This is a genomic window from Pseudonocardia sp. DxW (assembly GCF_058448985.1).
This window is the reverse complement of record NZ_JBZFLK010000019.1, coordinates 1-24300: the sequence shown is the minus strand read 5'-3', so window position 1 is coordinate 24300 and position 24300 is coordinate 1. Positions and strand designations below refer to the sequence as shown.

Annotated in this window: 23 protein-coding genes; 6 read left to right on the top strand and 17 right to left on the bottom strand. The window is 74.9% G+C overall.

Annotated elements, in window-relative coordinates; genetic code table 11:
- The first annotated feature begins 13 nt into the window (after positions 1-13).
- From ACVJO7_RS25445 to ACVJO7_RS25435, 3 genes are all read left to right on the top strand, one after another.
- Positions 14-691, top strand: a complete 678-nt coding sequence (locus tag ACVJO7_RS25445; protein WP_344021735.1) for an RNA polymerase sigma factor — start codon at positions 14-16, stop codon at positions 689-691.
- Positions 688-1056 (top strand): hypothetical protein, encoded by a 369-nt coding sequence (locus ACVJO7_RS25440; protein WP_491674974.1) that lies wholly within the window; start codon positions 688-690, stop codon positions 1054-1056. Before ACVJO7_RS25445 ends, ACVJO7_RS25440 begins: the two co-directional genes overlap by 4 nt.
- A gap of 96 nt (positions 1057-1152) precedes the next feature.
- On the top strand, positions 1153-2031 hold the full coding sequence (locus ACVJO7_RS25435) for a DedA family protein (RefSeq protein WP_491674973.1): 879 nt from the start codon (positions 1153-1155) through the stop codon (positions 2029-2031).
- Positions 2032-2576: 545 nt separating this feature from the next.
- Here the strand turns inward: ACVJO7_RS25435 and ACVJO7_RS25430 are convergent.
- Genes ACVJO7_RS25430 through ACVJO7_RS25420 form a run of 3 tightly spaced genes read right to left on the bottom strand, consistent with a single transcriptional unit; the run spans position 2577 to position 4554 of the window.
- Complete coding sequence (locus tag ACVJO7_RS25430; RefSeq protein ID WP_358486836.1) at positions 2577-3230, bottom strand: TrmH family RNA methyltransferase; 654 nt, start codon at positions 3228-3230, stop codon at positions 2577-2579.
- On the bottom strand, positions 3227-3784 hold the full coding sequence (pyrE, locus tag ACVJO7_RS25425; protein ID WP_344025182.1) for an orotate phosphoribosyltransferase: 558 nt from the start codon (positions 3782-3784) through the stop codon (positions 3227-3229). The genes ACVJO7_RS25430 and pyrE overlap by 4 nt, the downstream gene beginning before the upstream one ends.
- Entirely contained in the window at positions 3781-4554 is a 774-nt protein-coding gene (locus ACVJO7_RS25420; protein ID WP_344025179.1) for an SDR family NAD(P)-dependent oxidoreductase, read from the bottom strand. Before ACVJO7_RS25420 ends, pyrE begins: the two co-directional genes overlap by 4 nt.
- 152 nt (positions 4555-4706) lie before the next feature.
- Between ACVJO7_RS25420 and ACVJO7_RS25415 the strand changes: the two genes are divergently transcribed.
- Positions 4707-6305 carry a flavin-containing monooxygenase gene (locus tag ACVJO7_RS25415; RefSeq protein ID WP_344025177.1) on the top strand — a complete coding sequence of 533 codons (1599 nt, stop codon included), beginning with the start codon at positions 4707-4709 and terminating at the stop codon, positions 6303-6305.
- 10 nt (positions 6306-6315) lie between these two features.
- Here the strand turns inward: ACVJO7_RS25415 and ACVJO7_RS25410 are convergent, their stop codons facing one another.
- The 8 genes from ACVJO7_RS25410 to ACVJO7_RS25375 form a co-directional block, all read right to left on the bottom strand.
- Positions 6316-7311 (bottom strand): adenosine deaminase, encoded by a 996-nt coding sequence (locus ACVJO7_RS25410; RefSeq protein ID WP_491674972.1) that lies wholly within the window; start codon positions 7309-7311, stop codon positions 6316-6318.
- Positions 7312-7366: 55 nt separating this feature from the next.
- Complete coding sequence (locus tag ACVJO7_RS25405; protein ID WP_491674971.1) at positions 7367-8464, bottom strand: SDR family NAD(P)-dependent oxidoreductase; 1098 nt, start codon at positions 8462-8464, stop codon at positions 7367-7369.
- A gap of 90 nt (positions 8465-8554) precedes the next feature.
- Positions 8555-9202 (bottom strand): type III secretion system chaperone family protein, encoded by a 648-nt coding sequence (locus tag ACVJO7_RS25400; protein WP_344025171.1) that lies wholly within the window; start codon positions 9200-9202, stop codon positions 8555-8557.
- 79 nt (positions 9203-9281) lie between these two features.
- Complete coding sequence (locus ACVJO7_RS25395) at positions 9282-10136, bottom strand: WXG100-like domain-containing protein (RefSeq protein WP_491674970.1); 855 nt, start codon at positions 10134-10136, stop codon at positions 9282-9284.
- Positions 10133-10456, bottom strand: coding sequence for a type VII secretion target (locus tag ACVJO7_RS25390; protein WP_491674969.1), 324 nt, complete (start codon positions 10454-10456; stop codon positions 10133-10135). The genes ACVJO7_RS25395 and ACVJO7_RS25390 overlap by 4 nt, the downstream gene beginning before the upstream one ends.
- Complete coding sequence (locus tag ACVJO7_RS25385; protein WP_344025165.1) at positions 10453-10785, bottom strand: YbaB/EbfC family nucleoid-associated protein; 333 nt, start codon at positions 10783-10785, stop codon at positions 10453-10455. The genes ACVJO7_RS25390 and ACVJO7_RS25385 overlap by 4 nt, the downstream gene beginning before the upstream one ends.
- 50 nt (positions 10786-10835) lie before the next feature.
- Complete coding sequence (clpB, locus tag ACVJO7_RS25380; RefSeq protein WP_491674968.1) at positions 10836-13466, bottom strand: ATP-dependent chaperone ClpB; 2631 nt, start codon at positions 13464-13466, stop codon at positions 10836-10838.
- 955 nt (positions 13467-14421) lie between these two features.
- Positions 14422-15162 carry a pyridoxamine 5'-phosphate oxidase family protein gene (locus ACVJO7_RS25375; RefSeq protein WP_344025161.1) on the bottom strand — a complete coding sequence of 247 codons (741 nt, stop codon included), beginning with the start codon at positions 15160-15162 and terminating at the stop codon, positions 14422-14424.
- 360 nt (positions 15163-15522) lie between these two features.
- Between ACVJO7_RS25375 and ACVJO7_RS25370 the strand changes: the two genes are divergently transcribed.
- A complete protein-coding gene (locus tag ACVJO7_RS25370) occupies positions 15523-16695 on the top strand; it encodes a globin domain-containing protein (protein WP_344025160.1) in 1173 nt (390 codons plus the stop codon).
- 23 nt (positions 16696-16718) lie between these two features.
- Here the strand turns inward: ACVJO7_RS25370 and ACVJO7_RS25365 are convergent, their stop codons facing one another.
- From ACVJO7_RS25365 to ACVJO7_RS25350, 4 genes are all read right to left on the bottom strand, one after another.
- Complete coding sequence (locus tag ACVJO7_RS25365; RefSeq protein WP_491674967.1) at positions 16719-17528, bottom strand: TauD/TfdA family dioxygenase; 810 nt, start codon at positions 17526-17528, stop codon at positions 16719-16721.
- A gap of 62 nt (positions 17529-17590) precedes the next feature.
- Positions 17591-18448 (bottom strand): ABC transporter permease, encoded by an 858-nt coding sequence (locus tag ACVJO7_RS25360; RefSeq protein ID WP_344025156.1) that lies wholly within the window; start codon positions 18446-18448, stop codon positions 17591-17593.
- Positions 18449-18472: 24 nt separating this feature from the next.
- Positions 18473-19414, bottom strand: coding sequence for an ABC transporter permease (locus ACVJO7_RS25355; protein ID WP_491674966.1), 942 nt, complete (start codon positions 19412-19414; stop codon positions 18473-18475).
- A 7-nt stretch (positions 19415-19421) separates the two neighbouring features.
- Positions 19422-20984 carry an ABC transporter substrate-binding protein gene (locus tag ACVJO7_RS25350; RefSeq protein WP_491674965.1) on the bottom strand — a complete coding sequence of 521 codons (1563 nt, stop codon included), beginning with the start codon at positions 20982-20984 and terminating at the stop codon, positions 19422-19424.
- 157 nt (positions 20985-21141) lie between these two features.
- Here ACVJO7_RS25350 and ACVJO7_RS25345 point away from each other — a divergent pair, with 157 nt between their 5' ends.
- Entirely contained in the window at positions 21142-22440 is a 1299-nt protein-coding gene (locus ACVJO7_RS25345; protein ID WP_491674964.1) for an MDR family MFS transporter, read from the top strand.
- A gap of 24 nt (positions 22441-22464) precedes the next feature.
- Here ACVJO7_RS25345 and ACVJO7_RS25340 read toward each other — a convergent pair whose 3' ends face one another.
- Both ACVJO7_RS25340 and dnaJ read right to left on the bottom strand, forming a co-directional pair.
- A complete protein-coding gene (locus ACVJO7_RS25340) occupies positions 22465-22938 on the bottom strand; it encodes a heat shock protein transcriptional repressor HspR (RefSeq protein ID WP_425563644.1) in 474 nt (157 codons plus the stop codon).
- Positions 22939-22943: 5 nt separating this feature from the next.
- Positions 22944-24182 carry a molecular chaperone DnaJ gene (gene dnaJ / locus ACVJO7_RS25335; RefSeq protein WP_491674963.1) on the bottom strand — a complete coding sequence of 413 codons (1239 nt, stop codon included), beginning with the start codon at positions 24180-24182 and terminating at the stop codon, positions 22944-22946.
- Positions 24183-24300: the final 118 nt, after the last annotated feature.

Here is a 24300-nt window from a genome sequence, read left to right as displayed (position 1 = left end):
TAGGCTGTTGAGTGTGGAGGAGGAGCGGGCCGAGAACGCCGTCGACCGGACGCTGGGCCGGTTGCGCGCCATCGACAGCAGACCGGCGCCCGAGGGCGGCGGTCCGTTCGCGACCGCTCCGGACGGTCCCGGCGGTTCGGGCGGGCAGCCGCAGGCGCCTGCCGAGGAGAAGCCGCTCACCCTCGCCGATCTCTACCGCGACCACCGGCTGCGGCTGATGCGGCTGGCGATGCTGCTGGTCGACATTCCGGCCACCGCGGAGGACGTGGTGCAGGAGGCGTTCACCGGCCTGCACCGGCACTGGACCGGACTGCGCGACGAGACGGCCGCGGTGGCCTACCTGCGCGCCGCAGTGGTGAACGGCTCCCGGTCGGTGCTGCGCCGGCGGCGCACCGCGCGCGAGTACGTCCCGCCGCACTCGGCGAACGCCCGCTCGGCGGAGTCGCTGGCGATGCTCTCCGCCGAGCACCAGTCGGTGGTCGACGCGCTGGGCCTGCTCCCGCCGCGGCAGCGCGAGGTGCTCGTGCTGCGCTACTACGGCGGGCTGACCGAGTCCGAGATCGCCGAGGCCGCCGGGATGAGCCGGGGCACGGTGAAGTCGACCGCCAGCCGTGCGCTGGACGCGGTCGCCCGCATCATGGAGGAGCGCGCCGGCGCACCCGTGCCGCGCCGTCCGGAGGAGCCGCGATGACCGGTCCGAACACGGCGCACGACCCGTACCGCGACGAGGCCGAGCGCCGGGTCGGCGAGGCGCTGCACGCGCAGGCCCGCGGGCGTCCGATGCCGCCGCCGCCCCGGCCGGCCGGCCCGCCGCCGGTGCCGGCCCGCCCGCCGGGACGGATGCCGCCGCCCGCCGCGCCCCGCCCGGCGCCGCCGCAGCAGCGCAGGCCGGCGGCCGTCCCGGTCGCGCCGCCGCCGCCGTCGTCGGACAGCCGGGCGGTCACCGTCCAGATCCTGTGGGCCGCACTGATCGCACTCCTGGTGGGTGCGCTGCTGGGCGGCGGGATCGCACTGGTGTCGGTGCTGCTGCCGGGGGCGCTGCCCGCACTCGGCTGAGCCCGCGATCCGGTTCCCGACCGGGTGTCCGGTTCGTCCTCCGGCTGGTGACGGCGCCGTACGGGCGGCACCGGCCCGCCGGTAGCGTTGCGTGACGTGACGGTTTTCGCCACGACCCAGACGCTGGCACTCGGCCCCTCGTGGCTCGACCCGGCGGTGATCATCGAGTCCCTCGGCCCGTGGGCTCTGGCCGGGCTCGCCGCGATCGTGTTCGCCGAGTGCGGCCTGCTGCTCGGCTTCTTCCTGCCCGGCGACTCGCTGCTGTTCACCGCCGGGCTGTTCGTCGCCCAGGGCGCGATCGGCGTCCCGCTGTGGCTGGTCTGCGTGGTGCTCGTCGCCGCGGCGGTGGCCGGGAACGCGGTCGGCTACGGCATCGGCCTGCGCGCCGGCCCGGCCGTCTTCGACCGTCCGCGCTCGCGGCTGTTCAACCCGAAGCACGTGACGAGGACGCACGAGTTCTTCGAGCGGTTCGGCAACCGGGCGATCGTGCTCGGGCGGTTCGTGCCGATCGTGCGGACGTTCATCACGATCAGCGCCGGGGTCGCCCGGATGGACGCGCGGCGCTATCTCACCTACTCGCTGGTCGGCGGCGTCGCCTGGGCCGCCGGGGTGACGGTGCTCGGGTACTTCCTCGGGCAGTTCACGGTCGTGCGGGAGCGGATCGACCTGATCCTGGTGGCGATCGTGCTGATCTCCGTCGTGCCGATCGTGTTCGAGGTGCTGCGGGCCAGGGCGTCGGCGCGGCGCGGCGCGGGGGTCACCGGGGCGGCCACCGTCGCTGCTGCCGGCACCGACGTCGATCCGGCGGCCGTGACCACCCGGATGCCGGCCGTGCGCCGCCCGGGCGCCGGGGCCCCGGGGCCGGACGCCGCGGCTCCTCCGGTGCCGCCGCACACCTCCGGAGGGCAGCCGTACCGGCCGGGGACGCCCCGGCCGTCGATGCCTCCGCGGCCCCCGCGGCCCCCGCAGGCCTGAACCGGCCGCCACCCGAATCGCACCCCTTGGCCTCGCACTCCCAGCGTGGCCTCGCACCCGCTGGGACAGGTGCGACGCGTCGCACCGGGTGCGGCGACCGCTCCGCCACCGGGCCGGAGCCAGGGCCGGGGCCGGGTCCGGGTCCGGGTCGCGAGGCGCCGGGATCGGGTTGCCAGGCGTCCGGTCGTCGGCATCGGGTCGCGGGTGCGCGGGGCGGGGGGATCACAGCTCCCGGCATGCCGGTCGCCCGCGTCGGCGACATGGGCCGGCTCACCCGGTACCGGACGCGCACCCCCACCCCTGCCGCGCACCCCCTGCACACGGTGCGGGAACCCACCCGGGGTGCGACGTCCCACGATCGGGTGCGACTGCCCCGCCGGGAGTGCGACCACCCACCGACCACGCCGGCTCGCACCCCGACATCGATCCCGCGCCGTCTCCACAGGGTGCGACGACCCGCCAGGGGTGCGAGGCGCCCACCAGGGGTGCGGGGCGACCAGGCGCGCGAGGCGACCACCGAGCGACCACGAGGCGGCCGCGGTCGCTCACCAGGCGCGGGACAGGTCGGCGTGCCGCCGCACCCAGGCGTGCATGACGATCCCCGCGGCGACCCCGGCGTTGATCGACCGGGTCGAGCCGAACTGGGCGATGGAGACGGCGAGATCGGCGGCGTCCCGGATCTCCGGCGACAGCCCGGGCCCCTCGGCCCCGAACAGCAGCACGCAGTCGCGGGGCAGCTCGGTCTCCTCCAGCCGGGCCGCGCCGGGCAGGTTGTCCACCGCGACCAGTGCGAGCCCGCGGGCCCGGGCGAAGCCGACCAGGCCGGCGGCGTCGGGATGGTGGTGCACCGACAGGTAGCGGTCGGTGACCATCGCGCCGCGCCGGTTCCAGCGCCGTCGTCCGACGATGTGCACCCCGCCGGCGCCGAACGCGTTGGCCGTGCGCACGACGGTGCCGATGTTGTGGTCGTGGCCGAGGTTCTCGATCGCGACGTGGAACGGATGGGCCCGGGCGGCCAGGTCCTCGGCGACGGCCTCGCGCCGCCAGTACCGGTACGCGTCGACGACGTTGCGCCGGTCGCCCTGCTCCAGCAGCTCCGGGTCCCACCGGTCGCCGTCCGGCCGGGGCCCCTCCCAGGGGCCGACGCCGACCTGCCCCGGCACCGACCACTCGCTCGGCCCGGGCTCGGTCGGGCTCACCCCAGCTGCAGGTCCGCCAGCCCCAGCAGCGCCCGGTACGGCACTCCCTCGGCCTCGACGGCCTGCCGCGCCCCGGTGTCCCGGTCGACCACGGTGCACACCCCGACGATGTCCGCGCCGGCCTCGCGCACCGACCGGACCGCGGTCAGCACGGACCCGCCGGTGGTGGAGGTGTCCTCGACGACCAGCACCGGGCGCCCGACGATGTCCGGGCCCTCGATGAGCCGCTGCATGCCGTGCCGCTTGGTCTCCTTGCGCACGACGAACGCGTCCACCGGCTCGGCGCCGGGCTCCTGCGCGGCGGCGTGCAGCACCGCCGTCGCCACCGGGTCGGCGCCGAGGGTCAGCCCGCCGACCGACCGGTACGCCCAGTCCGCGGTCAGTTCCCGCAACAGCCTGCCGATCAGCGGGGACGCCTCGTGGTGCAGCGTGACCCGGCGCAGGTCGACGTAGTAGTCGGCCTCCGCCCCGGACGACAGCGTCACCTTCTCGTGCACGACGGCGATCTCCCGGACCAGCGCCGCCAGCCGGGCCCGGTCGCCGTGCGCGCTCATGTGCGGTCCCGGTCGAAGGTCGCCGTGATCCGCCGCAGCACGCCGCGGGGGAGCACCCCGACCAGCCCGACGATCGCCTTGTACTGCCTCGAGGGCACCGACACCACCCGTCCCCTGTCCAGGTCCGCGAGGGCCTCGTCCACGACCTGCGAGGCCTCCAGCCAGAGCGGTCCGCGCCGGGCGCCGACGTCGATCCCGGCCCGCTCGTGGAACTCCGTGCGAACGTAGCCGGGGCACAGCGCCATCGCGCGCACCCCGGTGCCCTGCAGCGAGGCCGCGACCCCCTCGGTGAAGGAGATGACCCACGCCTTGTCCGCCGGGTAGGTCGATCCGCGACCGGCGAGGAACCCGGCGACGCTCGCGACGTTGACCACGGCGCCCGCGCCGCGGTCGACCATGCCGGGCAGCACCGCGCGGGTCAGCTCCAGCACGCTCGCCACGTTGACCTGGAGCTGGCGGGTCAGCTCGGCGGGCTCGTTCTCCAGGAACGGCGCACCGAGCGCGAGACCGGCGTTGTTGACGAGCAGGTCGACGGGGGCGACGTCCGGGTCGGCGAGCCTGCGGACCACCCGCAGCCGCTGTTCGGCGTCGGCCAGGTCGGCGGCCAGCACCTCGACCGCGACGCCGAGGTCGCGGTACCGGTTCGCGGCGGCCTGGAGCCGGTCGGCGTCGCGGGCCACGAGGACGAGGTCCCGGCCGTCCGCGGCGAGGCGGTCGGCGAAGGCGGCCCCGATACCCGACGACGCACCCGTGATCATGACGGAGGGCACCGGGCAACCCTAGTCCGTCGTCCCGGCACGCACGCGGTGCGACCTGGTTACCGACCGGTTGGTGTGACCCCGGCGACAATGACGCGGCGTAACGCCGTGAGACGGACCGCTCTCGCGTGCCCGACCGTTATGCAGCCTTTACCGTCGGGGGCATGACGTCCGAGGCGCCGCCGCTCCAGCGACCGGCCGATCCGTCCTCCCCGGACGCCGGCGCACTCCCGACCGGGCCCTCGCCGCGGCACTCGCGGGTCGCCGTCGTCGGCGCCGGTTTCACCGGGCTGGCGGTCGGGCTGGCGCTGCTCCGCCGGGGCGTGCACGACTTCGTGCTGCTGGAGCGGGCCGACGACGTCGGCGGGGTGTGGCGGGACAACACCTACCCGGGCGTCGGCGTCGACACCCCCTCGCCGCTCTACCAGCTCCGCGCGATGACCAACCCGGACTGGTCGGACCTGTACGCGCCCGGTCACGAGGTGCAGGACTACGCGCGCCGGCTGGCCCGCTCCACCGGGCTGTCCCAGCACGTCCGGTTCGGCGCCGACGTGCACTCCGCACAGTGGGACGACGCCGAGGGCCACTGGCTGATCGACACCCCGCTCGGCCGGTACACCGCCGACGTCCTGGTCAGCGCGGCCGGCCTGGTCGCCGACCCGAAGCTGCCCGACGTGCCCGGCCTCCCCGATTTCGACGGCCCGGTGTTCCACTCCGCCCGCTGGGACCACTCGGCCGATCTCACCGGCCGGCGGGTCGCCGTGGTGGGTACCGGCGCCACCGCCATCCAGCTGGTCCCCGAGCTGCAGCCGCAGGTCGCCGAGCTGCACGTGTTCCAGCGCTCCCCGGCGTGGATCATGCCGAAGCCGGAGAACCCGGTCGGCCGGTGGACCCGTCGCGCGCTGGCCGCCAGCCCCACCCTGACCAAGATGCAGTTCGACCTGATCTACGCGGGCGCGGAGCTGCTCGCGGCGACCCGGCGGTCCCGGACCCTGCGCGACGCGCTGACCCGGGTCGGCAGGCGGCACCTGGCCGCACAGGTCCCGGATCCGGAGCTGCGCGCCCGGCTCACCCCGGACTTCGACTACGCCTGCAAGCGCCCGCTCGTCTCGAACACCTACCTGCCGGCGATGAGCGCGCCGAACTCCAGCCTGCACACCGGCGGGCTGGTCCGGGTCGACGGCCGCACCGTCGTCTCCGGTGACGGCAGTTCCGCCGAAGTGGACGCGATCGTCCTGACCACCGGCTTCCAGGTCGGCGCCACCGCGCCGATCGCGCACCGGCTGCACGACGCGCAGGGCCGCTCGCTGCACGACCACTGGGACGGCAACCCCCGGGCGTACCTGGGGATGACCTGCCCGGACTTTCCGAACCTGTTCCTCATGCAGGGTCCGAACGCGACCAGCGGGGCCAGCTCGACGCTGCTGTTCTCCGAGGCGCAGGCCCGCTACGTCGCCGACGCGGTCTGCCGGATGGCCGACGAGGGAATCCGGTCGATCGACGTCCGGCCGGAGATCGAGCGGCGCTGGACCGAGCGCATCCGCAGGCGCTCCGCCCGCACCGTCTACGAGACCGGCGGCTGCTCCAGCTACTACCAGAACGACGACGGCGTCAACGTCGTCATGTGGCCGGCCAACACCGCCGAGTACCAGCTGCGGACGCGGCGGTTCCGGCTCTCGCCGTTCCGCGCGCAGCGCGGCCGGACCGGTGCCGGGCGGCCGCTGGAGCCGCTGCGCCCGGTGCGGCTGGCCGCCACCGCCTGACCGGCGCCGGTCAGGGCCGCCAGGCGGCGACCTCCGCGAGCAGCGCGCCCCGGGTCGCGGCGTTCACGAACGACGCCTCCATCGAGTTCGCGGCCAGGGTCCGCAGCTGGTCGTCGGACAGGCCCAGGCCGTCCCGGGCGGCGGCGTAGTTCCGGTCGGCGTACCCGCCGAAGTACGCCGGGTCGTCGGAGTGCACCGACACCTTCAGCCCGGCGTCGAGCATCTCCGGCAGCGGGTGCAGCCCGATCCCGGGGACGCAGCCGAGGCGCACGTTCGACAGCGGGCAGACGGTCAGCGGGGTGCCGTCCCGGCGCAGCCGCGCGACCAGCTCGTCGTCCTCGATGGCCCGGATGCCGTGGTCCACCCGCAGCACGCCGAGCTCGTCGAGCGCCTCCCGGACGTAGCCGGCCGGGCCCTCCTCGCCGGCGTGCGCCACCGGCTTGAGACCGAGGTCGCGGGCCCGGGCGAACACCTCGGTGAACTTCGACGGCGGGTGCCCGACCTCGGCCGAGTCCAGGCCGACGCCGACGATCCGGTCCAGGTGCGGCTCGGCGGCGCGCAGCGTGTCCGCCGCCTCGGACGCCGGCCGGTCCCGCAGGAAGCACAGGATCAGCCCGGCCGACACGCTGCCGGCGTGCTCGTCGACGGCGTCGGTCAGCCCGCCGATGACGTCCCCGATCGGGATCCCCCTGGCGGTGTGCGCCTGCGGGTCGAAGAACATCTCGACGTGCCGGATCCCCTCGCCGGGGCAGCGCCGCAGGTACGCCGACGCCAGCTCGGCGAAGTCCGCGCGGGTGCGCAGCACCGCCATGTTGGCGTAGTACACGTCGAGGAACGACTGCAGGTCGGTGAATTCGTAGCGGGCCCGGAGGTCCTCGACGTCGCGGTAGGGCAGTGCGACGTCGTTGCGGTCGGCGAGCTCGAACACCGTCTCCGGCTCGAGCGTCCCCTCGATGTGCAGGTGCAGCTCCGCCTTCGGCAGCGGCGGGGTCCCCGTCGTCGTCATCCGGCGATCATCCCGGCCCGCCGGGGAACCCTGCCACCCCCGATCCGGAACCGGTTCAGCCGCCGGTGACGGTGGCCGTGGTGTGCGCCGACGCGGTCCGCCGCCGCGCCCGGTCCCGGGCCGCCGCGGCCGCCCGGGCACGCTGCTCGGGGGTGCGCAGGGCGCCGCCGACGAAGTGCTCGGACCGCCCGCACCCGGCGGCCGCTCCGACGACCGCTCCGACGACCCGGCCCGCGCCGGGCCGGGCCGGCAGGTCCGGCAGCCGGGACGGGGTGCGCAGCGGCTGCTGCCCGGCGGGCGCCCGGTCGCAACCGGGTGCGACGACGGGGCGACGCGGACCGGCGGGCGGCGCCGCGGGCAGCTCCGGAACCGCCGGGCCCTCCCCGGCCGGCGCGCCCGCCCGGGCATCCCGGCCCGCCGGAGCGGCCGGCCCACCGGCGACCGGCATCAGCGGCTCCCGGGTGGCGTCGGAGACGATCTGGGCACCCCGGCGCGCCGCCCGCAGCCCGGCGTCCATCACACGGCGGGGGAGCTCCAGCAGCGCCGCCGCCGGACGCGACGACTCCGGGAGCCCGATCGGGCGGTCGACGTCCAGGGCGGACTCGGCGGCCCGCTCGGTGCGCACGGTCACCGCCCGCACCCCGGTGCCCTCCAGCGTCGCGGCCAGGCCGCCGGTGAAGGCCAGCGCCCAGGCGGTGGCCGGGTCCTCGTCCGGCGCGGGCGAGGCGCCGACCGCGATCACCGTGCCGGCGCCGCGGCGCAGCATGCCGGGCAGCGCGGCGTGGGTCAGCCGCATCGTCGCCGTGATGCCCAGGTCGATCCGGGCCTGCCGGGCCTCGGGCGTCCCGGGGTCGGCGCTGCCGGTGTCCGCCGGGACCGCACCGTGCAGCAGGTCGTGCACCAGGACGTCGAGCGCGGGCGCGCCGGGGCCGCCGAGCAGCGCCTCCAGCCGGAACAGCCCGTGCCGGGTCGCGAGATCCGCGACCAGGACGTCGGCCCGGACGCCGTAGCGGGCGGCGAGCGCCCGCGCGGTGACGTGCAGCCGGTCCGGATCCCGGCCGACGAGGATCAGATCGTGTGCGCGGGAGGCCAGCCGGTCGGCCAGTACCGCGCCGATCCCGGAGCCACCGCCGGTGATGAGTGCCAGAGCCACCCGAAAAGGGTATCGAGACCCGATCGGGCTAGCGCATTCGGGTGGTCACTTCGCGTATGCGTTGATCTACGCTACGTATATACGCCCTGATCAGGACTCGATCGCGGGACGCTTGGCGTGCATGCCCTCCTCGAGCGCCGTCGCCACCTCGGCGAGATCGGCGAGCAGGTCCTGCATGCGGTCCGCGGAGATGCCGACCGGCGCCGCGGCGAGCACCCAGGCGTCCTCCGCCCAGAGCAGCTCGACGTCCTCGCCGACCGCGTCGCTGGCGTCGGCCAGTCGCGGGGTGAGCAGCGGGCGGACCGCCTCGGCGTCGCTCACGAAGGCGTACCGCTCGCCGACCGGCTCGAGCAGGTCCAGGCCGGCGTCGTCGGGGAGCGGTGCGGACGGCAGCCGCAGCTCGACCGCGGCGGGCAGCGAGTCCTGGACCTGGACCGCGCACAGCACCGAGCTGATCCGCCCGGCCTGCTCGTGGTCGAACGCGTGGGCCCGGCGCGGACCGTCCGGGGTGGGGACGTCGCCGGACACCAGGTTGCGGGCGACACCCGGCCCGCCCTGGTGGATGGTCCCGTAGCGCCAACGGCTGGGCAGCACCGGATCGGAGTCCAGGTACTCCCACTCGCGCATCGACGCCCACCGCTTCCGGTCGCGCGTGGCGCCGCCACGGAACCGGTCGAAGAGCAGCAGCCCGACGCCGACGACGACCGCGACGACTGCGATGACGAACCAGACCGACATGCCGCGGAGCGTAGTCCCGATCCGGGTGCCGAGGTGGTAGCGCCACGGCCCGGACGTGCACCTTCCGGGTGCCGATGGCTCATCCGGACGCCGGGCCGTTCCCCCCGTCGTCCCATCCGGAGCCGGTCGCCCGGGCCGCGGCCTCCTGCTTGCCGTACTCCAGTCCGGCGTCCTGGACGAGCCCGACGGCCTCGGCCGCCCGCGGCCCGCGCAGCGCCTCGGGGAGCAGGCCGGTGCGCATGGTGTCCTCCAGGCGTTCCATCGCCGCACCGGACTGCTTGAGCATCCCGTCGAGCTGCCCGAGCCTGCGGCTGATCGTCAGGCCGGTATCGGCGACCTGCCCGACGACCGCGCCGATCGCGAGCGGCAGCGCCGTCCCCGCGGTGGCGAGCGCCGCCGGCCCCGCCATGACCAACCAGGTGATCAGCCGGACCACGAGGTCGGCGATCAGGTCGCGGACGATCGCCCGCTCGGTGCCGACCATCGACGCGGAGCCGAGCACCAGCTCCGCCACGTCCCGGGCGGCCGTGGACATCGTCCGCAGCGCCTCCTGGTGCTCGGTCAGCGTCCGGCCGAACCCGGCCCCGGCCGCGCCCTCCCAGCCGGCCGCGGTGCCGCGCACCCCGTCCAGCGACGCGGCCGCGGTTCCGAGATCGGCGGAGATCCGCTGCCAGTCCTCGGCCCGGGCGGTGATCTGCACCGGGTCGCCGCACAGCTGGTCGAGCGGGACCCGCAGGATCTCGAGGTGCTCCATCGCCCACCCGACCCCGGCCCTGCCCAGCTCGCCGATCGGGTCCGCGACGTAGGCCAGCGTGTCGAGACCGGCCACCACCCCGGTGACCGCGACACCGCCGGCGTCCTGCTCCCGGATGGCGGTGCCGACGTCGTGCAGCGACGAGAGCAACCCGGCCCCGTCCAGCGAGAGCTCGCTCATCGCGGTTCCGCCACGTCGATCCCGGCAAGCTCCAGGGCGGCCCACAGGTCGGTCTCGCGGTAGCCGGCCGCGGCCTCCCGGGCGGCCGCGGACAGCTCGCGCAGCGCGCTGCCCAGGTCGTCCAGTGCCTGGGCCCCGGCGCGCATCGCCGCGGTCGCGTCGGCGGCGAAGAAGCTGCCGATCGCGCCGTAGGCGTCGGTGTCCAGCTCGGTGAGCGAGGGCCGCAGCGCCGTCACCCCGGCCGCGAGATCGCGGAGCCGCGCGGCCTGCGCGCCGAGGGACTCCGGATCGACCCGGAACCCGGCCCCCGGGGCGGTCACCGCCCGGGCCCGGAGATCAGCGGTTCCATGATCTTCTCGACCTGCCCGGCCACGTCGGCGGCGGCCTCGGCGGCGAGTCGCAGCACCGTCTCGGCGAGCCGGGCCCGGGGCATCTCCTCGGCCCGGACGCCGAGGACCAGTCCGGTCAGGTGACCGGACTGGTCCACGGTGAGGACGACCGCACCGTCACGGGTCCGTGCGGTCGCCGTGACCGTCGCGATCCGGGCCCGGGCGCTCTCGGCCCGGGCCCGGATCTCCTCGACGCGCTCGCGGTACTCGTCGAGCCAGGTTCCCGCCGGTGGGACGGCGGAGGGATGTGGACGCTCCATGCGCCGGGACGATGCCGGTCATCGTCCCGGCGCACGGCCGAGTCCGCGGATCAGTTCGCGATCGCGACCGGATCCGAGCCGGCGAGCGCCCGCCCGACGACCAGGCCGCCGGTCCCGCCGGACGCCGCCGGATCGAGATCGACCCGGACCGTGTCGCCCTCCCGGATCGTCCCGGCGAGCAGCTCGCGGGCCAGCTGGTCCCCGATCGAGGACTGCACCAGCCTGCGCAGCGGGCGCGCCCCGTAGACCGGGTCGAACCCGTTGAGCGCCAGCCACTCGCGTGCGGCGTCGGTGACGTCGAGGATCAGCCTGCGCTTGGCGAGCCTGCGCCCGAGCACGCCGACCTGGATGTCGACGATGTGGGTGAGCTCGTCGGTGGACAGCGCGTGGAAGACCACGACGTCGTCGAGCCGGTTCAGGAACTCGGGCTTGAAGTGCGTCCGGACGACGGCCATGACGGCGTCCTCCCTGGCCTCCTCGTCGAGCGCCTGGTCGGCGATCGCCTGGCTGCCGAGGTTGGAGGTCAGCACCAGGATGGTGTTGCGGAAGTCCACGGTGCGGCCCTGGCCGTCGGTGAGCCGGCCGTCGTCGAGCACCTGCAGGAGCGTGTCGAAGACGTCCGGGTGGGCCTTCTCCACCTCGTCCAGCAGCACCACGGTGTACGGCCGCCGCCGGACCGCCTCGGTGAGCTGGCCGCCCTGGTCGTAGCCGACGTAGCCGGGCGGGGCGCCCACCAGCCGGGCGACGCTGTGCTTCTCGGAGTACTCGCTCATGTCGATCCGGACCATCGCCCGCTCGTCGTCGAACAGGAACTCGGCGAGCGCCTTGGCCAGCTCGGTCTTGCCGACGCCGGTCGGTCCGAGGAACAGGAACGACCCGGTCGGCCGGTTCTCGTCGGAGATGCCGGCGCGGGCCCGGCGGACGGCGTCGGAGACGACCCGGACGGCCTCGGCCTGCCCGATCACCCGGCGGCCCAGCTCGTCCTCCATCCGGAGCAGCTTGGCGGTCTCGCCCTCCAGCATCCGGCCGGCCGGGACGCCGGTCCAGGAGCTGACGACGTCGGCGACGTCGTCCGGGCCGACCTCCTCCTTGAGCATCACGTCCTCGTGGGTGTCGATGACCGCGGTCTTCTCGGCCAGCTCCTTCTCCAGCGCCGGGATCCGCCCGTAGCGCAGCTCGGCGGCCCGGCCCAGGTCGCCGTCGCGCTCGGCCCGCTCGGACTCGCCACGCAGCTGCTCGAGCTGCTCCTTGAGCTCGCGGGTCGACTCGATGGCGCCCTTCTCGTTCTGCCAGCGCGCGGTGAGCGCGGAGAGCTCCTCGCGCTTCTCTGCGAGCTCGGCGCGGAGTGCGACGAGCCGGTCCTTGGAGGCGGCGTCGGACTCCTGGGTCAGCGCCATCTCCTCGATCTCCAGCCTGCGCACCGCGCGTTCCACGGTGTCGATCTCCACCGGGCGCGAGTCGATCTCCATCCGGAGCCGGGAGGCGGCCTCGTCGACCAGGTCGATCGCCTTGTCCGGGAGGAACCGGGCGGTGATGTAGCGGTCGGAGAGGGTGGCGGCGGCGACCAGCGCGGCGTCGGTGATCCGGACGCCGTGGTGCACCTCGTAGCGCTCCTTCAGGCCGCGCAGGATGCCGACCGTGTCCTCGACGCTCGGCTCGCCGATCAGCACCTGCTGGAAGCGGCGCTCCAGGGCCGGGTCCTTCTCGATGTGCTGGCGGTACTCGTCGAGCGTGGTGGCGCCGACCATCCGCAGCTCGCCGCGGGCGAGCATCGGCTTGATCATGTTCCCGGCGTCCATCGCGCCCTCACCGGACGCGCCGGCGCCGACGATGGTGTGCAGCTCGTCGATGAAGGTGATGATCTCGCCGGCCGAGTCGGTGATCTCCTTGAGGACGGCCTTGAGCCGCTCCTCGAACTCGCCGCGGTACTTCGCGCCGGCCACCATCGACCCGAGGTCGAGCGTGATGACCCGCTTGTTGCGCAGCGACTCGGGCACGTCCCCGGCGACGATCCGCTGGGCCAGTCCCTCGACGATCGCGGTCTTGCCGACGCCCGGCTCACCGATCAGCACCGGGTTGTTCTTGGTGCGCCGGGAGAGCACCTGCACGACCCGGCGGATCTCGGTGTCCCGGCCGATGACCGGGTCGAGCTCGCCCTCGCGGGCCCGGGCGGTCAGGTCCTGGCCGTACTTCTCCAGCGCCTGGTAGCTGCTCTCCGGGTCCGGGCTGCTCACCCGGGCCGAGCCGCGGACCTGGGCGAACGCGTCGCGCAGGGCGTCCGGCGTGGCGCCGTGCCGCTGCAGCAGCTGGGCCACCGGGCCGCCGGACCGGGCGAGCCCGACGAGCAGGTGCTCGGTGGAGACGTACTCGTCGCCCATCTCGGTCGCGAGCTGCTGGGCGGCGGTGATCGCGGCCAGCGCGTCGCGGGACAGCTGCGGCGCGCTCACCGAGGAGCCGGACGCCGACGGCAGCCGGTTCCCGAGCGCGGTCAGCTCGGCGCGGACGGCGTCCGCGTCGGCCCCGACGGCGGCCAGCAGCGGGGCGGCGATGCCGTCGCCCTGGGCCAGCAGCGCACCGAGCAGATGGGTCGGCCCGACATCGGGGTTGCCGGCCAGCGTCGCGGCCTGGACGGCTGCGGAGATGGCCTGCTGGGTACGGGTGGTGGGGTTGAAAGAGTCCATGCTCCGCGGTCCTCCCGGTCCTTCGCGTGGGGTTCGTGGTCGTGGGGAGCGGCACCCGGCCCGCCTGCGTCACAGTCTGCCGGGGGATGCGCCTCTCGACACCTTCAACGGCAGGAAAGTTGAGTCTGTTCCACTCAGGGCAAGGTTTTTCGGGGCCGGGTGATGCGGCGATCACGTTCGCGTACCCACGGTGGGCGTCGCACCCCGCGCACGGCTTCGCACCCATTCGGGATCGCACCCCCGCGCGGCGTCGCACTCCCGGCCCGGCGTCCACCCGACGTTCTCCCGTCGCACCCGTGGCACCCCTGGCACGGGCCGCACCCTCCGGATTCCGCCTCGCACCTCTCCCGCGGCGTCGCACCGGCTCCACGCGGTGCGGGGACCGACAGCGGGTGCGACACGGACCGACCACACCGAGCCCCGGCGGACCAACGCGGTGTCGCACCGCGGGCGCCTCGCCGCACCGGTCGGAGCCGGTGCCAGGCCGAGCCGGCGGTGCGACGCTGCACGCGGGGTGCGACGAAGCACGCGGGATGACGAAGCACGCGGGGTGACGAAGCACGCGGGGTGCGACGCCGACCGGGCGCGACGCGGACGGCGTTCGCCCCGGGCCGGGCGCGACCCAGGTCGGCGGCACCCACGCAGGGCTCGGGCCAGCAGTGCGGGATGAGCGCGGCCGGGCGCTGCGCGAGGGACCCGGGGCGTGGGCACCGGACCCGGGCGACGGCGGAGGTTCGGCCCGGCGGCGGGGACGGCGCCGGGCGTCCCACCAGCCCTTGCACCTCCACCACGATCCGGCACCCTCTCCACCAGGCGCGGGAACGGAGAAGGGGTGCGACGCGGGAGGGAAGGGGTGCGGGAGCCGAGCCGGGGTGCGACGCCGCACCGCTCCGGACGGCACCGCACCACCCCGGACGGCACCGCACCACCCCGGACGGCACCGCACCGCACCGGGTCAGCGGGAGTGCGGCCGCCCACGCAGTGCGCGGGCCGATCCCGCACCGAGGTGCGTGGTGCTGGGGAACCGGCGCCGGGGCGGGCGCGGCGCCCGCTGCGGGGTCCCCTTGGCGCCGAAGAAGTCGCCACCCTTGCGGCCCGGGTCGTCGGTGCCCCACTCCCGCCGCCGGGTGACCCGCTCCATCCGCGGGATGTGCTTGCGGCAGTGGATGTAGGCCTCCTCGACCTCGACCACCACCCAGCGTTCGGCGCGGCGGCCGGCGGCCCGGTCGCGGGCCTGCCCCGGGAAGGTCGCGCGGAAGGCGTCGTCGTCCATCACCCGGGCCCGGCCGTTCACGTGCAGGCCGATCAGCGAGTCGGTGAAGTCGACCATGAGCAGGCCGATGTGCGGGTTCTCGACGAGGTTGCCGAGGCTCGCATACACACCGTTACCGCGGTACTCGGGATAGGCGAGGGTGTGGTCGTCGAGCACCCGGACGAATCCGGGCGGTCCGGCGCGCAGCGAGCTGTCGCACTCGCCGTGCGCGTCGGCGGTCGCGACGAAGGCCATCTCCATCCGCCCGACGAACTCGATCATCCGGGGGAGCAGCCGGTCGCGGAGCTGGTCGTCGTAGAACCGGTCGGCCCGCGCGACGCTGCCGAGCTCGCCCTGGAGGGCGTGCTCACCGCTGGAGCCCGGCCGGTGAACAGCGTGTTCGGCGGTCTCCACGTCGTTCGTGGGGTGCTCCGGGACCGTCACGGGACGATCACGACCGGGGAGCACCGGGGCGGGCGTTCGCAGCGGCACGGTTACCACCGTGCCATCCGGCAGGCCCAGGACCAAACGGTCGCCGGGGCATCCGGGCGCCACGCCACGTCGGCATTCCGGCACACGGGCGCTATCCTGACCACGGCGCCACCCACGCCATGACGAGTGACCACCGTCCCCGAACGGATGATTCGTGACCGTGTGTACTTGCCCACTGCCTCACAGTGAGCTAAATGCGGCGCGACGTTCCGCCGGACGGAGGCGCTCGCGTACCCTAACCGGCGGTACGCGGACATCGATGTCCGGTGTCACCGCGGCACGGAGCACGACCGAGGAGAGTGTCCGCCAGGCATGACTGCTGACCAGCTGATCGCCGGCGACGTCGCCCCGCAGCGACGCCCCGCCTCGGAGGCGGACCGGACAGTCGAGCTCATCCGGACCAGCTTCGCCCTCGTCGAGCCGCAGGCCGAGGAGCTCGGCAAGCATTTCTACGCGACCCTGTTCGGCCGAGCGCCGGAGACCCGCGACCTGTTCCCGGTGAACATGGAGGTGCAGCGCAGCCGGCTGCTGCGCGCCCTCGTGCACGTCGTCCAGATGGTGGACCAGCCGGACGACCTGGTGCCGTTCCTGCAGCAGCTCGGCCGCGACCACCGCAAGTTCGGCGTGCTCTCCCAGCACTACGACGCGGTCGGTGAGGCGCTGCTGTCCGCGATCGCCACCTTCGCCGGCGAGAACTGGACGCCGGAGATCGAGAAGGCCTGGACCGGCGCCTACGGGATCGTCGCCGACGCCATGCAGCAGGCCGCCGCGGCCGAGCGCGGGCCGGCGTCCTGGCTGGGCCGGGTCGTCGACCACCGCCGGATCGGCTGGGACCTGGCCGTCGTCACCGTCGCCACCGACCAGCCGGTGCCCTACCAGGCCGGGCAGTACCTGTCGGTCGAGACGCCGCACCGGCCGCGGCTGTGGCGCTACCTCTCGCCCGCGAACTCGCCGCGCCAGGACGGGACGATCGAGTTCCACGTGCGCGCGGTGGAGAACGGCTGGGTCAGCCGGGCCATCGTCGCGCACAGCCGGGTCGGCGAGACCTGGCGGATCGGCCCGCCGATGGGCCGGATGGCCGTCCCGTACAACAGCGAGCGCGAGCTGCTGATGGTCGCCGGGGGCACCGGGATCGCCCCGATGAAGGCGCTGCTCGACGAGGTGCGGCAGCGGCCGCGACCGCCGCGCACCCAGGTCTTCGTCGGCGGGCGCACCTGGGAGGACCTCTACGACTTCACCGCGCTGCGCAAGCTGTCCTACAACTTCCCGTGGCTGGACGTCATCCCGGTCGTCGAGCACGAGGACGAGCCGTCGGGGGCCGAGACCGGCACCCTGGCCGACGTCGTGACCCGGTTCGGCGCGTGGAGCGACCACGACGTGCTGGTCTGCGGCTCGCCGGCGATGATCCGGTCCACCGTCTCCCGGATGCTGGTCGCCGGGACGCCGCTGGACCGGATCACCTACGACCCGTTCACGATGGACTGAGCCGGGGCCGCCGGCCCGGAGCGCTAGAACGCCTCGGTCGTCCGGACCGACAGCACGTGCAGGGAGCGCGAGCCGGTGAAGGCGTCCCGGCCGTGCAGGAACCGGTAGTTGTCCAGGATCAGCAGGTCACCGGCCTCCAGCCGGAACCGCGGGGCGGCCTCGAACGCGGTCGCCAGCAGATCGGCGTACTCCTCGATCCGCGCCAGGTGCGCGTCCCACTCCGGCTCCCGCGGAACCGGGAGCGCGTAGTCGCTGGCCCGCACGGCACGCCGGCCGCCGCGGGTGTGCTCGACCATCCGGCGCAGCAGCGGGACGGCCGGGACACCCCGCGGCGGGTTCACCCGGCTGCCGAAGAAGTCGACGTCGTGACCGGTCAGGAAGCGGTGCAGGCCGGGATGGTCGGTGGCCAGCCGGTCGACCAGGGCGTACCCGTCGACCAGCACCGAGTCGCCACCGGCCGGCGCCGGGGACGAGCAGTGCATCAGCAGGACGTCCTCGTCCGGGTCGCGCAGCCGCACGGTGCGGCCGTGCACGTCGCCCTCGAGGTACGCACCGTCGTTGTGCAGGCCGAGCACGGGCGAGTCGGTGCCGCCCTGCGGCCGGATCCCGAACAACTCCCGCAGCCGACCGCCGAGCACCGTGGCCGCCGCGACGACCAGGGCCTCCGGGTCCTGCCCGGCGCCCGGTACCCGCACCACGCCGTCCGCCTCGAGCACCGCGCGGGCACCGGCGAGGGCGGCCGCACGGGGCACGACGCCGGTGCCGTCCACCAGGTCCTTCAGCTCGGGCCGGGACTCGCCCCGACGCCTCCCGTCGGTACCGGTCTGCGCCACGGTGGGCCTCCGTTCGTGCCGTTCAGGTGCTGTCGCACCAGTCTGGCAGGAACGATCCGTTCTCAGTACTGGCCGGACGGACCGGTCCAGCGGCGCTCCAGGGCCCGGCCCAGCGCCGTCACCAGCAACGCCGTGCCCACCACGGCGGCCGCGGGCAGCAGCACCAGCTGCGGCGCGTTGAACAGGAACTGCCTGCCCTCGGCGAGCATCGCGCCCCACTCCGGGGTCGGCGGCTGCGGGCCGAGGCCGAGGAACGACAGCCCGGCGACCGTCAGCAGGATGTTCGCGAACCGCAGGCACAGGTGCGACAGCAGCGGCCGGGTCAGGTTGGGCAGCACGTGCCGGAACGCGATCCGGGCCGGGCCGGCCCCGATCGCCACCGCACCCTCGACGTACTCGCGGTTCCGTTCGCGCACGACGAGCTGGTAGGTGAGCCGGGCGAACGGCGTCCATCCGGCGACGACGATCGCGATCAGCAGCGTCCACAGGCCCGGCGCCCCGCCCGACGCGGCCACCACCACCAACCCGATGAGCACCGCGGGGACGGCCACCAGGACGTCGATCGTGCGCTGGAACAGCTGCCCGGCGGCCCGGCCCGCCCACCCGGCGAGCACGCCGAGCAGGGTGCCGATCAGCGCGCACAGCGCGAGCGCGACGAGCGTGAAGCCGACCGAGATCCGGGCGCCGACCGCCAGCCGGGCGAGCATGTCCCGGCCGAGCTGGTCGGTGCCGAGTGGATGCTCCGGCGAGGGGCCCGCGAACCGGGCGCCCAGGTCGTTGGCGGTCGGGTCGAGCGGCAGCAGGGCGAGCAGCACCAGCGCGCCGAGCAGCACGACCGCGCCGATCTGCAGTGGCCGCCGCACCCGATCGCCCCATCCCTCCGTCACGTACCCGCGTCCGGCCATCGCCTCCGCGCTCATCGGACCGCGCTCATCGGACCGGGCTCATCGGACCGCGCTCCGGGCCACCGGATCGAGCGACAGGGCGAGCAGCTCGGCGAGGATCCCGGCGAGCGCCGCGACCATGACGACCGCGAGCAGCCCGGCCTGGACGACCGGGAGGTCCTGACCCAGGACCGCGTCGTAGAGCAGCCTCCCGAGCCCGGGGACGGCGAACAGCACCTCCACGACGACCGAGCCGCCGAGCAGCCCGCCCAGGAACAGCCCGGACATCGAGGCGACCGAGGTCAGCGCGAGCCGGCCGCCGTGCCGCCAGAGCACGATCCGGTCGGACAGTCCCTTCGAGCGGGCGACGGTCACGTGCGGCCGGGCGAGCGCGTCGACCGTCTCGGCGCGCACCAGCTGGGCGGCCAGCGCGGCCGGGAACGCGGCGAGGGTGAGCACCGGCAGCACGGCCTGCGCGGGCGTGCCCCAGCCGGTCGCCGGGAGCAGCGGGAGGGTCACCGCGAACGTCAGCACCAGCACCGTCCCCAGCACGAACTCGGGCACCGCGACGCCCAGCACCGATCCGGTGGTGAGCGCGCGGTCGAGCCGGCCGCCGGGGCGCCGGGCGGCGCGCACCCCGGCCGGGATCCCGACCAGGCCGGCGACGACGATCGCCGCGACGGTCAGCACGAGCGAGACCCCCAGCGCGGGCCACAGCAGGCCGGACACCGGGGTCCGGGTCACGTAGGAGATGCCGAGGTCGCCGGTGAGCAGTGCACCGGACCAGGCGAGGAGCTGGTCGAGCCAGCTCCCGTCGAGGCCGTACTGCTCGCGCAGCGCCGCCAGCACGACCGGATCCGGCTCGGCCTCCCCGGTGCGGCTGCGCAGCACGGCCAGCGCGGTGTCCTGGCCGGAGAACCGGGGCAGCAGGAACACCAGCACCGCCGCCGCGACGAACACGAGCGGCAGCGCCAGCAGCCGCCGGACCAGCAGGGCGGTCACGCCCGGGTCATCCGGTCCTGGCCAGCCCCGGCACGACCAGGGTCTTCGCCAGCGGGTCGACGGTGTAGCCGGCGACCCGGTTCCCGACGCCGTTGGCGCGGGTGTGCACCAGCGGCACGCCGACCGCGTCGGTGTTCAGCTGCTCCGCGGCCCGGGCGAAGATCTCCTGCCGGGCCTGCGGGTCGGTCTCGGTCGCGAGCGGCGCGATGAGCGCGTCGAACTCCGGCGAGCAGTACCGGTTGATGTTGTACGAGCCGTCGCAGCTGTAGTCCGAGGTCAGGGTGGCGCCGGCGTCCGGGACGTCGATCAGGTAGCTGCGCGAGAGCAGGTACATGTCGTAGTCGCCGCCGAGCAGCGCCGACTCCCGGGCGTCGTAGTCGCCGACCTGGATGTTCGCCTCGATCCCGGCCGCCCGCAGCATCTCCTGCACCGCGGTCGCCAGGGTCGGCAGCTCGGCGCGGGTGCTGTAGGTGCCCAGCTCCACCCGCAGCGGGTTGTCCGGGCCGAATCCGGCCTCGGCGAGCAGCTGCCGGGCGCGGGCCGGGTCGGCGGGCGGCGGCGGGTCCTGCGATCCCCAGCTGACGGCCGGGCCGAACAGCTCCGAGGCGGGCACCGCGGACCCGGCGAGCGCCTGCTCGCCGAGCGCCGTCCGGTCGACGGCGGCGGTGACGGCCTGCCGGACCCGGATGTCGTCGAACGGCGCCCGCGACTGGTTGAGCAGCAGCGACGCCGTCCGCGGGGCGGCGACGGTCTCGTTGGTGTACTCGTCGCCGGTGAACTCCAGGGCCGCCGCCTCTGGCAGCTCCTGGGCGATGTCGGCGTCCCCGGCGCGCAGCGCGAGCGCGCGGGCCGACGGGTCGGGCACGAAGTTCGCGGTGATCGCGGCGAGCTGCGGCCGCTCGCCCCAGTAGGTGTCGTTGCGCTCCAGGGTGACCGACTGGGTGCCGTTCAGCTGGGTGATCGTCATCGGGCCGGTGCCGGTGCCCTGCACCGCCGGCGGTGTCGCACCGAACGCCGACGGCGCGAGGATCGCGGCGTTCGCGCTGCTCAGGCGCAACGGCAGGATGGGGTCCGGCGCGGTGGTGGTGATCCGGACGGCGTCGGCCCCGTCCGCGGCCGCCGCCAGGCCGATGCCGCGCAGCGCGCGCGGCGGCGCCTCGACGCCCGCGGTCCAGTTGAGCGCGGTGGCGACGGCCTCGCCGGTGAGCGGCTCGCCGTTCTGGAAGGTGACGTCCGGACGCAGCTCGAAGCGCCAGGTCCGGGGATCGTCGGCCTGCTGCTCCCAGCCGGTCGCCAGCGCGGGGCGCGCCTCGCCGTCCGCGCCGGAGGCGACCAGCGACTCCGTCACACCCAGCTGGGACAGGACGAACGCGTCGTCGGTGTCCACCGCGTAACCGGCCCCCGGGCCGAACGCCATCGCGAGCGTCAGCTCGCCGTCCGGGACGATCTCACCCGTTCCGCCGCCCGGGCCACCACAGGCGGTGAGTATCGCGGCACTCGCGGCGAGTGCCGCGGCGACACGGAGTGGGGAACGACGGCGTCGTGCGACGGCGACCGGAACGGCGGGCATGCGATGGGTCCTCTCCGGCGCCACGGATCAGGTGTCACCCGGCGCCCGGAAGATCCTCGGAAAGGGTGAGCAGATGGTCAAGCAAGTGCTGGCATGCGCATATCTACCTACTGCCATCGAGTCGCTGCTGCAAGAGCCGACCTGATACCACTTGTCCGTGCTCCGCAGCCTGCTCCGCCGTCCGGCGGATCCCGAGTCGGACCCGCGCCCGCCGGCGCCGCCGCGCGCCGGCCGCTGGGCCCGGTTCGGCGCGCTCCCGCCCGTCATGAAGCTGCTGATCTCCACTCAGTTGGCTTTCAACGTCGGCTTCTACATGGTCCTGCCGTACCTGGCGACGCACCTGGCGGAGGATCTCGGGCTGGCCGCGGCGGCGGTCGGGCTGGTGCTGGGCCTGCGCACGTTCAGCCAGCAGGGGCTGTTCGTCGTCGGCGGCGCGCTCACCGACCGGTTCGGCGCGAAGCCCGTCGTGCTCGTCGGCTGCGTGCTGCGTGTGATCGGTTTCATCCTCCTCGGCGCCGCCGGAACGCTGCCCGCGGTGATCGGCGGGGCGCTGCTGACCGGATTCGCCGCGGCGCTGTTCTCCCCCGCGGTGGAGTCGTCGCTGGCGCGCGAGGCGGGCGAGCGCGAGCGGGCCGGGGAGGGGCCGCCACGGACCGAGGTGTTCGGGATGTTCGCCGTCGCGGGCCAGGTCGGGACGGTCACCGGGCCGCTGGTCGGTACCGCACTGCTGCTGGTCGACTTCCGCACCGCCTGCCTGGTCGCGGCGTTCGGGTTCGTCCTGGTCGGGCTCGCGCACTGGCGCTGGCTGCCGTGGCGGACCGCGGAGCGGGCCGGTTCCCCGATCCTCGCGGGCTGGGGCGAGGTGCTCGGCAACCGCCGGTTCATGGTCTTCGCCGCCGGCTACTCGGGCTGGCTGCTCACCTACAACCAGCTCTACCTGGCGCTGCCCGCCGAGCTGGAGCGGGTCGACCGGACCGCGGCGCTCGGCTTCCTGTTCGTGATGATGTCGGTGCTGGTCATCACGCTGCAGCTGCGGGTGACGGGCTGGTCGCGCCGGCTCGGCGCCGGCCGGGCGGTGGTCCTCGGCTTCTGCCTGATGACCGCGTCGTTCCTGGTGGTCGCGGTCGCCCGGCTGCTGCCCGACCTGCCGGGATGGTGGGTGCTCGCACCGGCCGTCACGATGGTGCTGCTGCTGACTTTCGGCGAGATGTTCGCGGTGCCGGTCGCGCAGGACCTGGTGCCCCGGCTCGCCGGGGAGCGGCGGCTGGGGGCGCACTTCGGGGTGCTCGCCTCGTTCGGCGGGCTGATGGTGCTCATCGGGTCGACCACCGTCGGGGCGCTGCTCGATCCGGCGTTCCCGCCCGCGCTGCCGTTCCTGGTGCTGGCGGCGGTCCCGCTGGCGGGGGCGCTGGTGCTCGGCCTGCTGGCGCGCCGGGGCGCGCTGGCCGCCGCCTGACCCGGCGTGCCCGGCCCGGCGCGCTCAGTCCGGTGGGGCCGGCCGCCAGCGGACGACGGCCTGCCGCCGGTCCACCGGGACCAGGTCGCGACGGTAGGAGCGGTGCACCGCGGCGGTGGCGTGCGCGGCCGCGGCCCGGACGGCGTCCAGCTCGGCGGTCGTCTCCTCCAGCCGGGCCCGCAGCTCGTCGACCAGCTGCTCCAGCTCGATGATCCGCTTCACCCCGGCGAGGTTGACGCCCTCGTCCTGGGAGAGCCGCTGCACCTCGCGGAGCAGGGCGATGTCGCGCTGGGAGTACCGGCGCCCGCCGCCGGCCGCCCGGCCCGGGCTGACCAGCCCGAGCCGGTCGTAGCTGCGCAGCGTCTGGGCGTGCAGCCCGGACAGCTGGGCCGCCACCGAGATGACGAAGACCGGGCTGTCGTGGGCGACGCCCACCGCCTCCTCGTCCGGGTCGTCCGGCCGCCGGGAGCCACCCGGGGGTCGTCCGGATCCGGCCACCGCACTCACCTCCTGGCGTTACCGAGCAGATCGGCCCGTGGGTCGTACGACTTCGTCGCCTCGGCGTAGGCCTGCAGCGCCGCGGTCGCCGACTCGTCCAGCTTCTGCGGCACCGCGACCTCGACGGTGACCAGCAGGTTGCCCTTCTTGCCGTTCTTGCGCTCCACCCCGCGACCGGCGACCCGGAACGTGCGCCCGCTGGCGGTCCCGGCCGGGATCTTCAGCGAGACGGTGCCGTCGAGGGTGGGCACCGTCAGCGTGGCACCCAGCGCGAGCTCGGGGAAGGTCACCGGGACGGTGAGGGTGAGGTCGTCCGGGTTCTTCTTCGAGCGGCCGAACAGCCGGTGCGGCGTGACGGAGATGGTGACGTACAGGTCCCCGGCGGGTGCCCCGCCGCGGCCGGGCTCGCCCTGACCGGCGAGCCGGACCTTCTGCCCGTTGTCCACACCGGCCGGCACCCGGACGCTCAGCGACCGGGTGCGGGTCGAGACGCCGTCGCCGTGGCACTCGGGGCAGGGGTCGTCGATGATCCGGCCGGTCCCGCGGCAGTCGCGGCACGGCTCGGAGAACGAGAACGCGCCCTGGCTGCGGCTGACCAGCCCGGCACCGGCACAGGTGGGGCAGGTCCGCGGGGCGCTCCCGGGCCGGGACCCGGTGCCGCCGCACCGCTCACAGCGCCCGGGCGAGGACAGCGTGATCGGGACGGTGGCGCCGCGCACCGCGTCGTCGAACGAGATCGTCAGGCTGCTCTCGACGTCCTGCCCGCGGCGGGCGCCGGTCGGGCCGAAACCGCCACCGCCGCCACCGCTGTTGTTGCGGGCCGCGCGGCCGAAGATGTCGCCGAGGATGTCGCTGAAGTCGCCGGATCCGCCAGCGCCGCCACCCGCGCCCTGACCGAACAGGTCGTTGATGTCGAAGCCGCCCGGGCCGCCGCCCGCGCCGGGACGGCCGCCGGCGCCGCCGGGGAAACCGCCGCCGGTGCCGAAGCCGCCGAAGCCGCCGCCACCGGCGAACATGGCGCGGGTCTCGTCGTACTCCTTGCGCTTGGCCTCGTCACCGAGCACGCCGTAGGCCTCGGACACCGCCTTGAAGCGGGCCTCGGCCTTCTCGTCGCCCGGGTTCGCGTCCGGGTGCAGCTCGCGGGCGAGCTTGCGGTACGCCTTCTTGATCTCGTCCTGGGACGCCGTCGAGGAGACGCCCAGCTCGCGGTAGTAATCCTTCTCGATCCAGTCGCGCTGGGTCACCCCGCCTCCTTCCCGTTCACGCCCGCGGTGCGGCGGGTGCGTCCCCGCATCCCGCCGCACCGCGCGGCAACGTCCCTGTTCACACCGGTCAGGCCCGGTCGTCCCCCCCCGGCCCGGC

Coding starts and splice junctions, on each gene's coding strand:
- ACVJO7_RS25440 (WP_491674974.1), top strand. CDS start 688: ATGACCGGTCCGAACACGGCGCACGACCCGTACCGCGACGAGGCCGAG.
- pyrE (WP_344025182.1), bottom strand. CDS start 3,784: ATGAGCGCGCACGGCGACCGGGCCCGGCTGGCGGCGCTGGTCCGGGAG.
- ACVJO7_RS25415 (WP_344025177.1), top strand. CDS start 4,707: ATGACGTCCGAGGCGCCGCCGCTCCAGCGACCGGCCGATCCGTCCTCC.
- ACVJO7_RS25410 (WP_491674972.1), bottom strand. CDS start 7,311: ATGACGACGACGGGGACCCCGCCGCTGCCGAAGGCGGAGCTGCACCTG.
- ACVJO7_RS25400 (WP_344025171.1), bottom strand. CDS start 9,202: ATGTCGGTCTGGTTCGTCATCGCAGTCGTCGCGGTCGTCGTCGGCGTC.
- ACVJO7_RS25395 (WP_491674970.1), bottom strand. CDS start 10,136: ATGAGCGAGCTCTCGCTGGACGGGGCCGGGTTGCTCTCGTCGCTGCAC.
- ACVJO7_RS25385 (WP_344025165.1), bottom strand. CDS start 10,785: ATGGAGCGTCCACATCCCTCCGCCGTCCCACCGGCGGGAACCTGGCTC.
- clpB (WP_491674968.1), bottom strand. CDS start 13,466: ATGGACTCTTTCAACCCCACCACCCGTACCCAGCAGGCCATCTCCGCA.
- ACVJO7_RS25370 (WP_344025160.1), top strand. CDS start 15,523: ATGACTGCTGACCAGCTGATCGCCGGCGACGTCGCCCCGCAGCGACGC.
- ACVJO7_RS25360 (WP_344025156.1), bottom strand. CDS start 18,448: ATGAGCGCGGAGGCGATGGCCGGACGCGGGTACGTGACGGAGGGATGG.
- ACVJO7_RS25350 (WP_491674965.1), bottom strand. CDS start 20,984: ATGCCCGCCGTTCCGGTCGCCGTCGCACGACGCCGTCGTTCCCCACTC.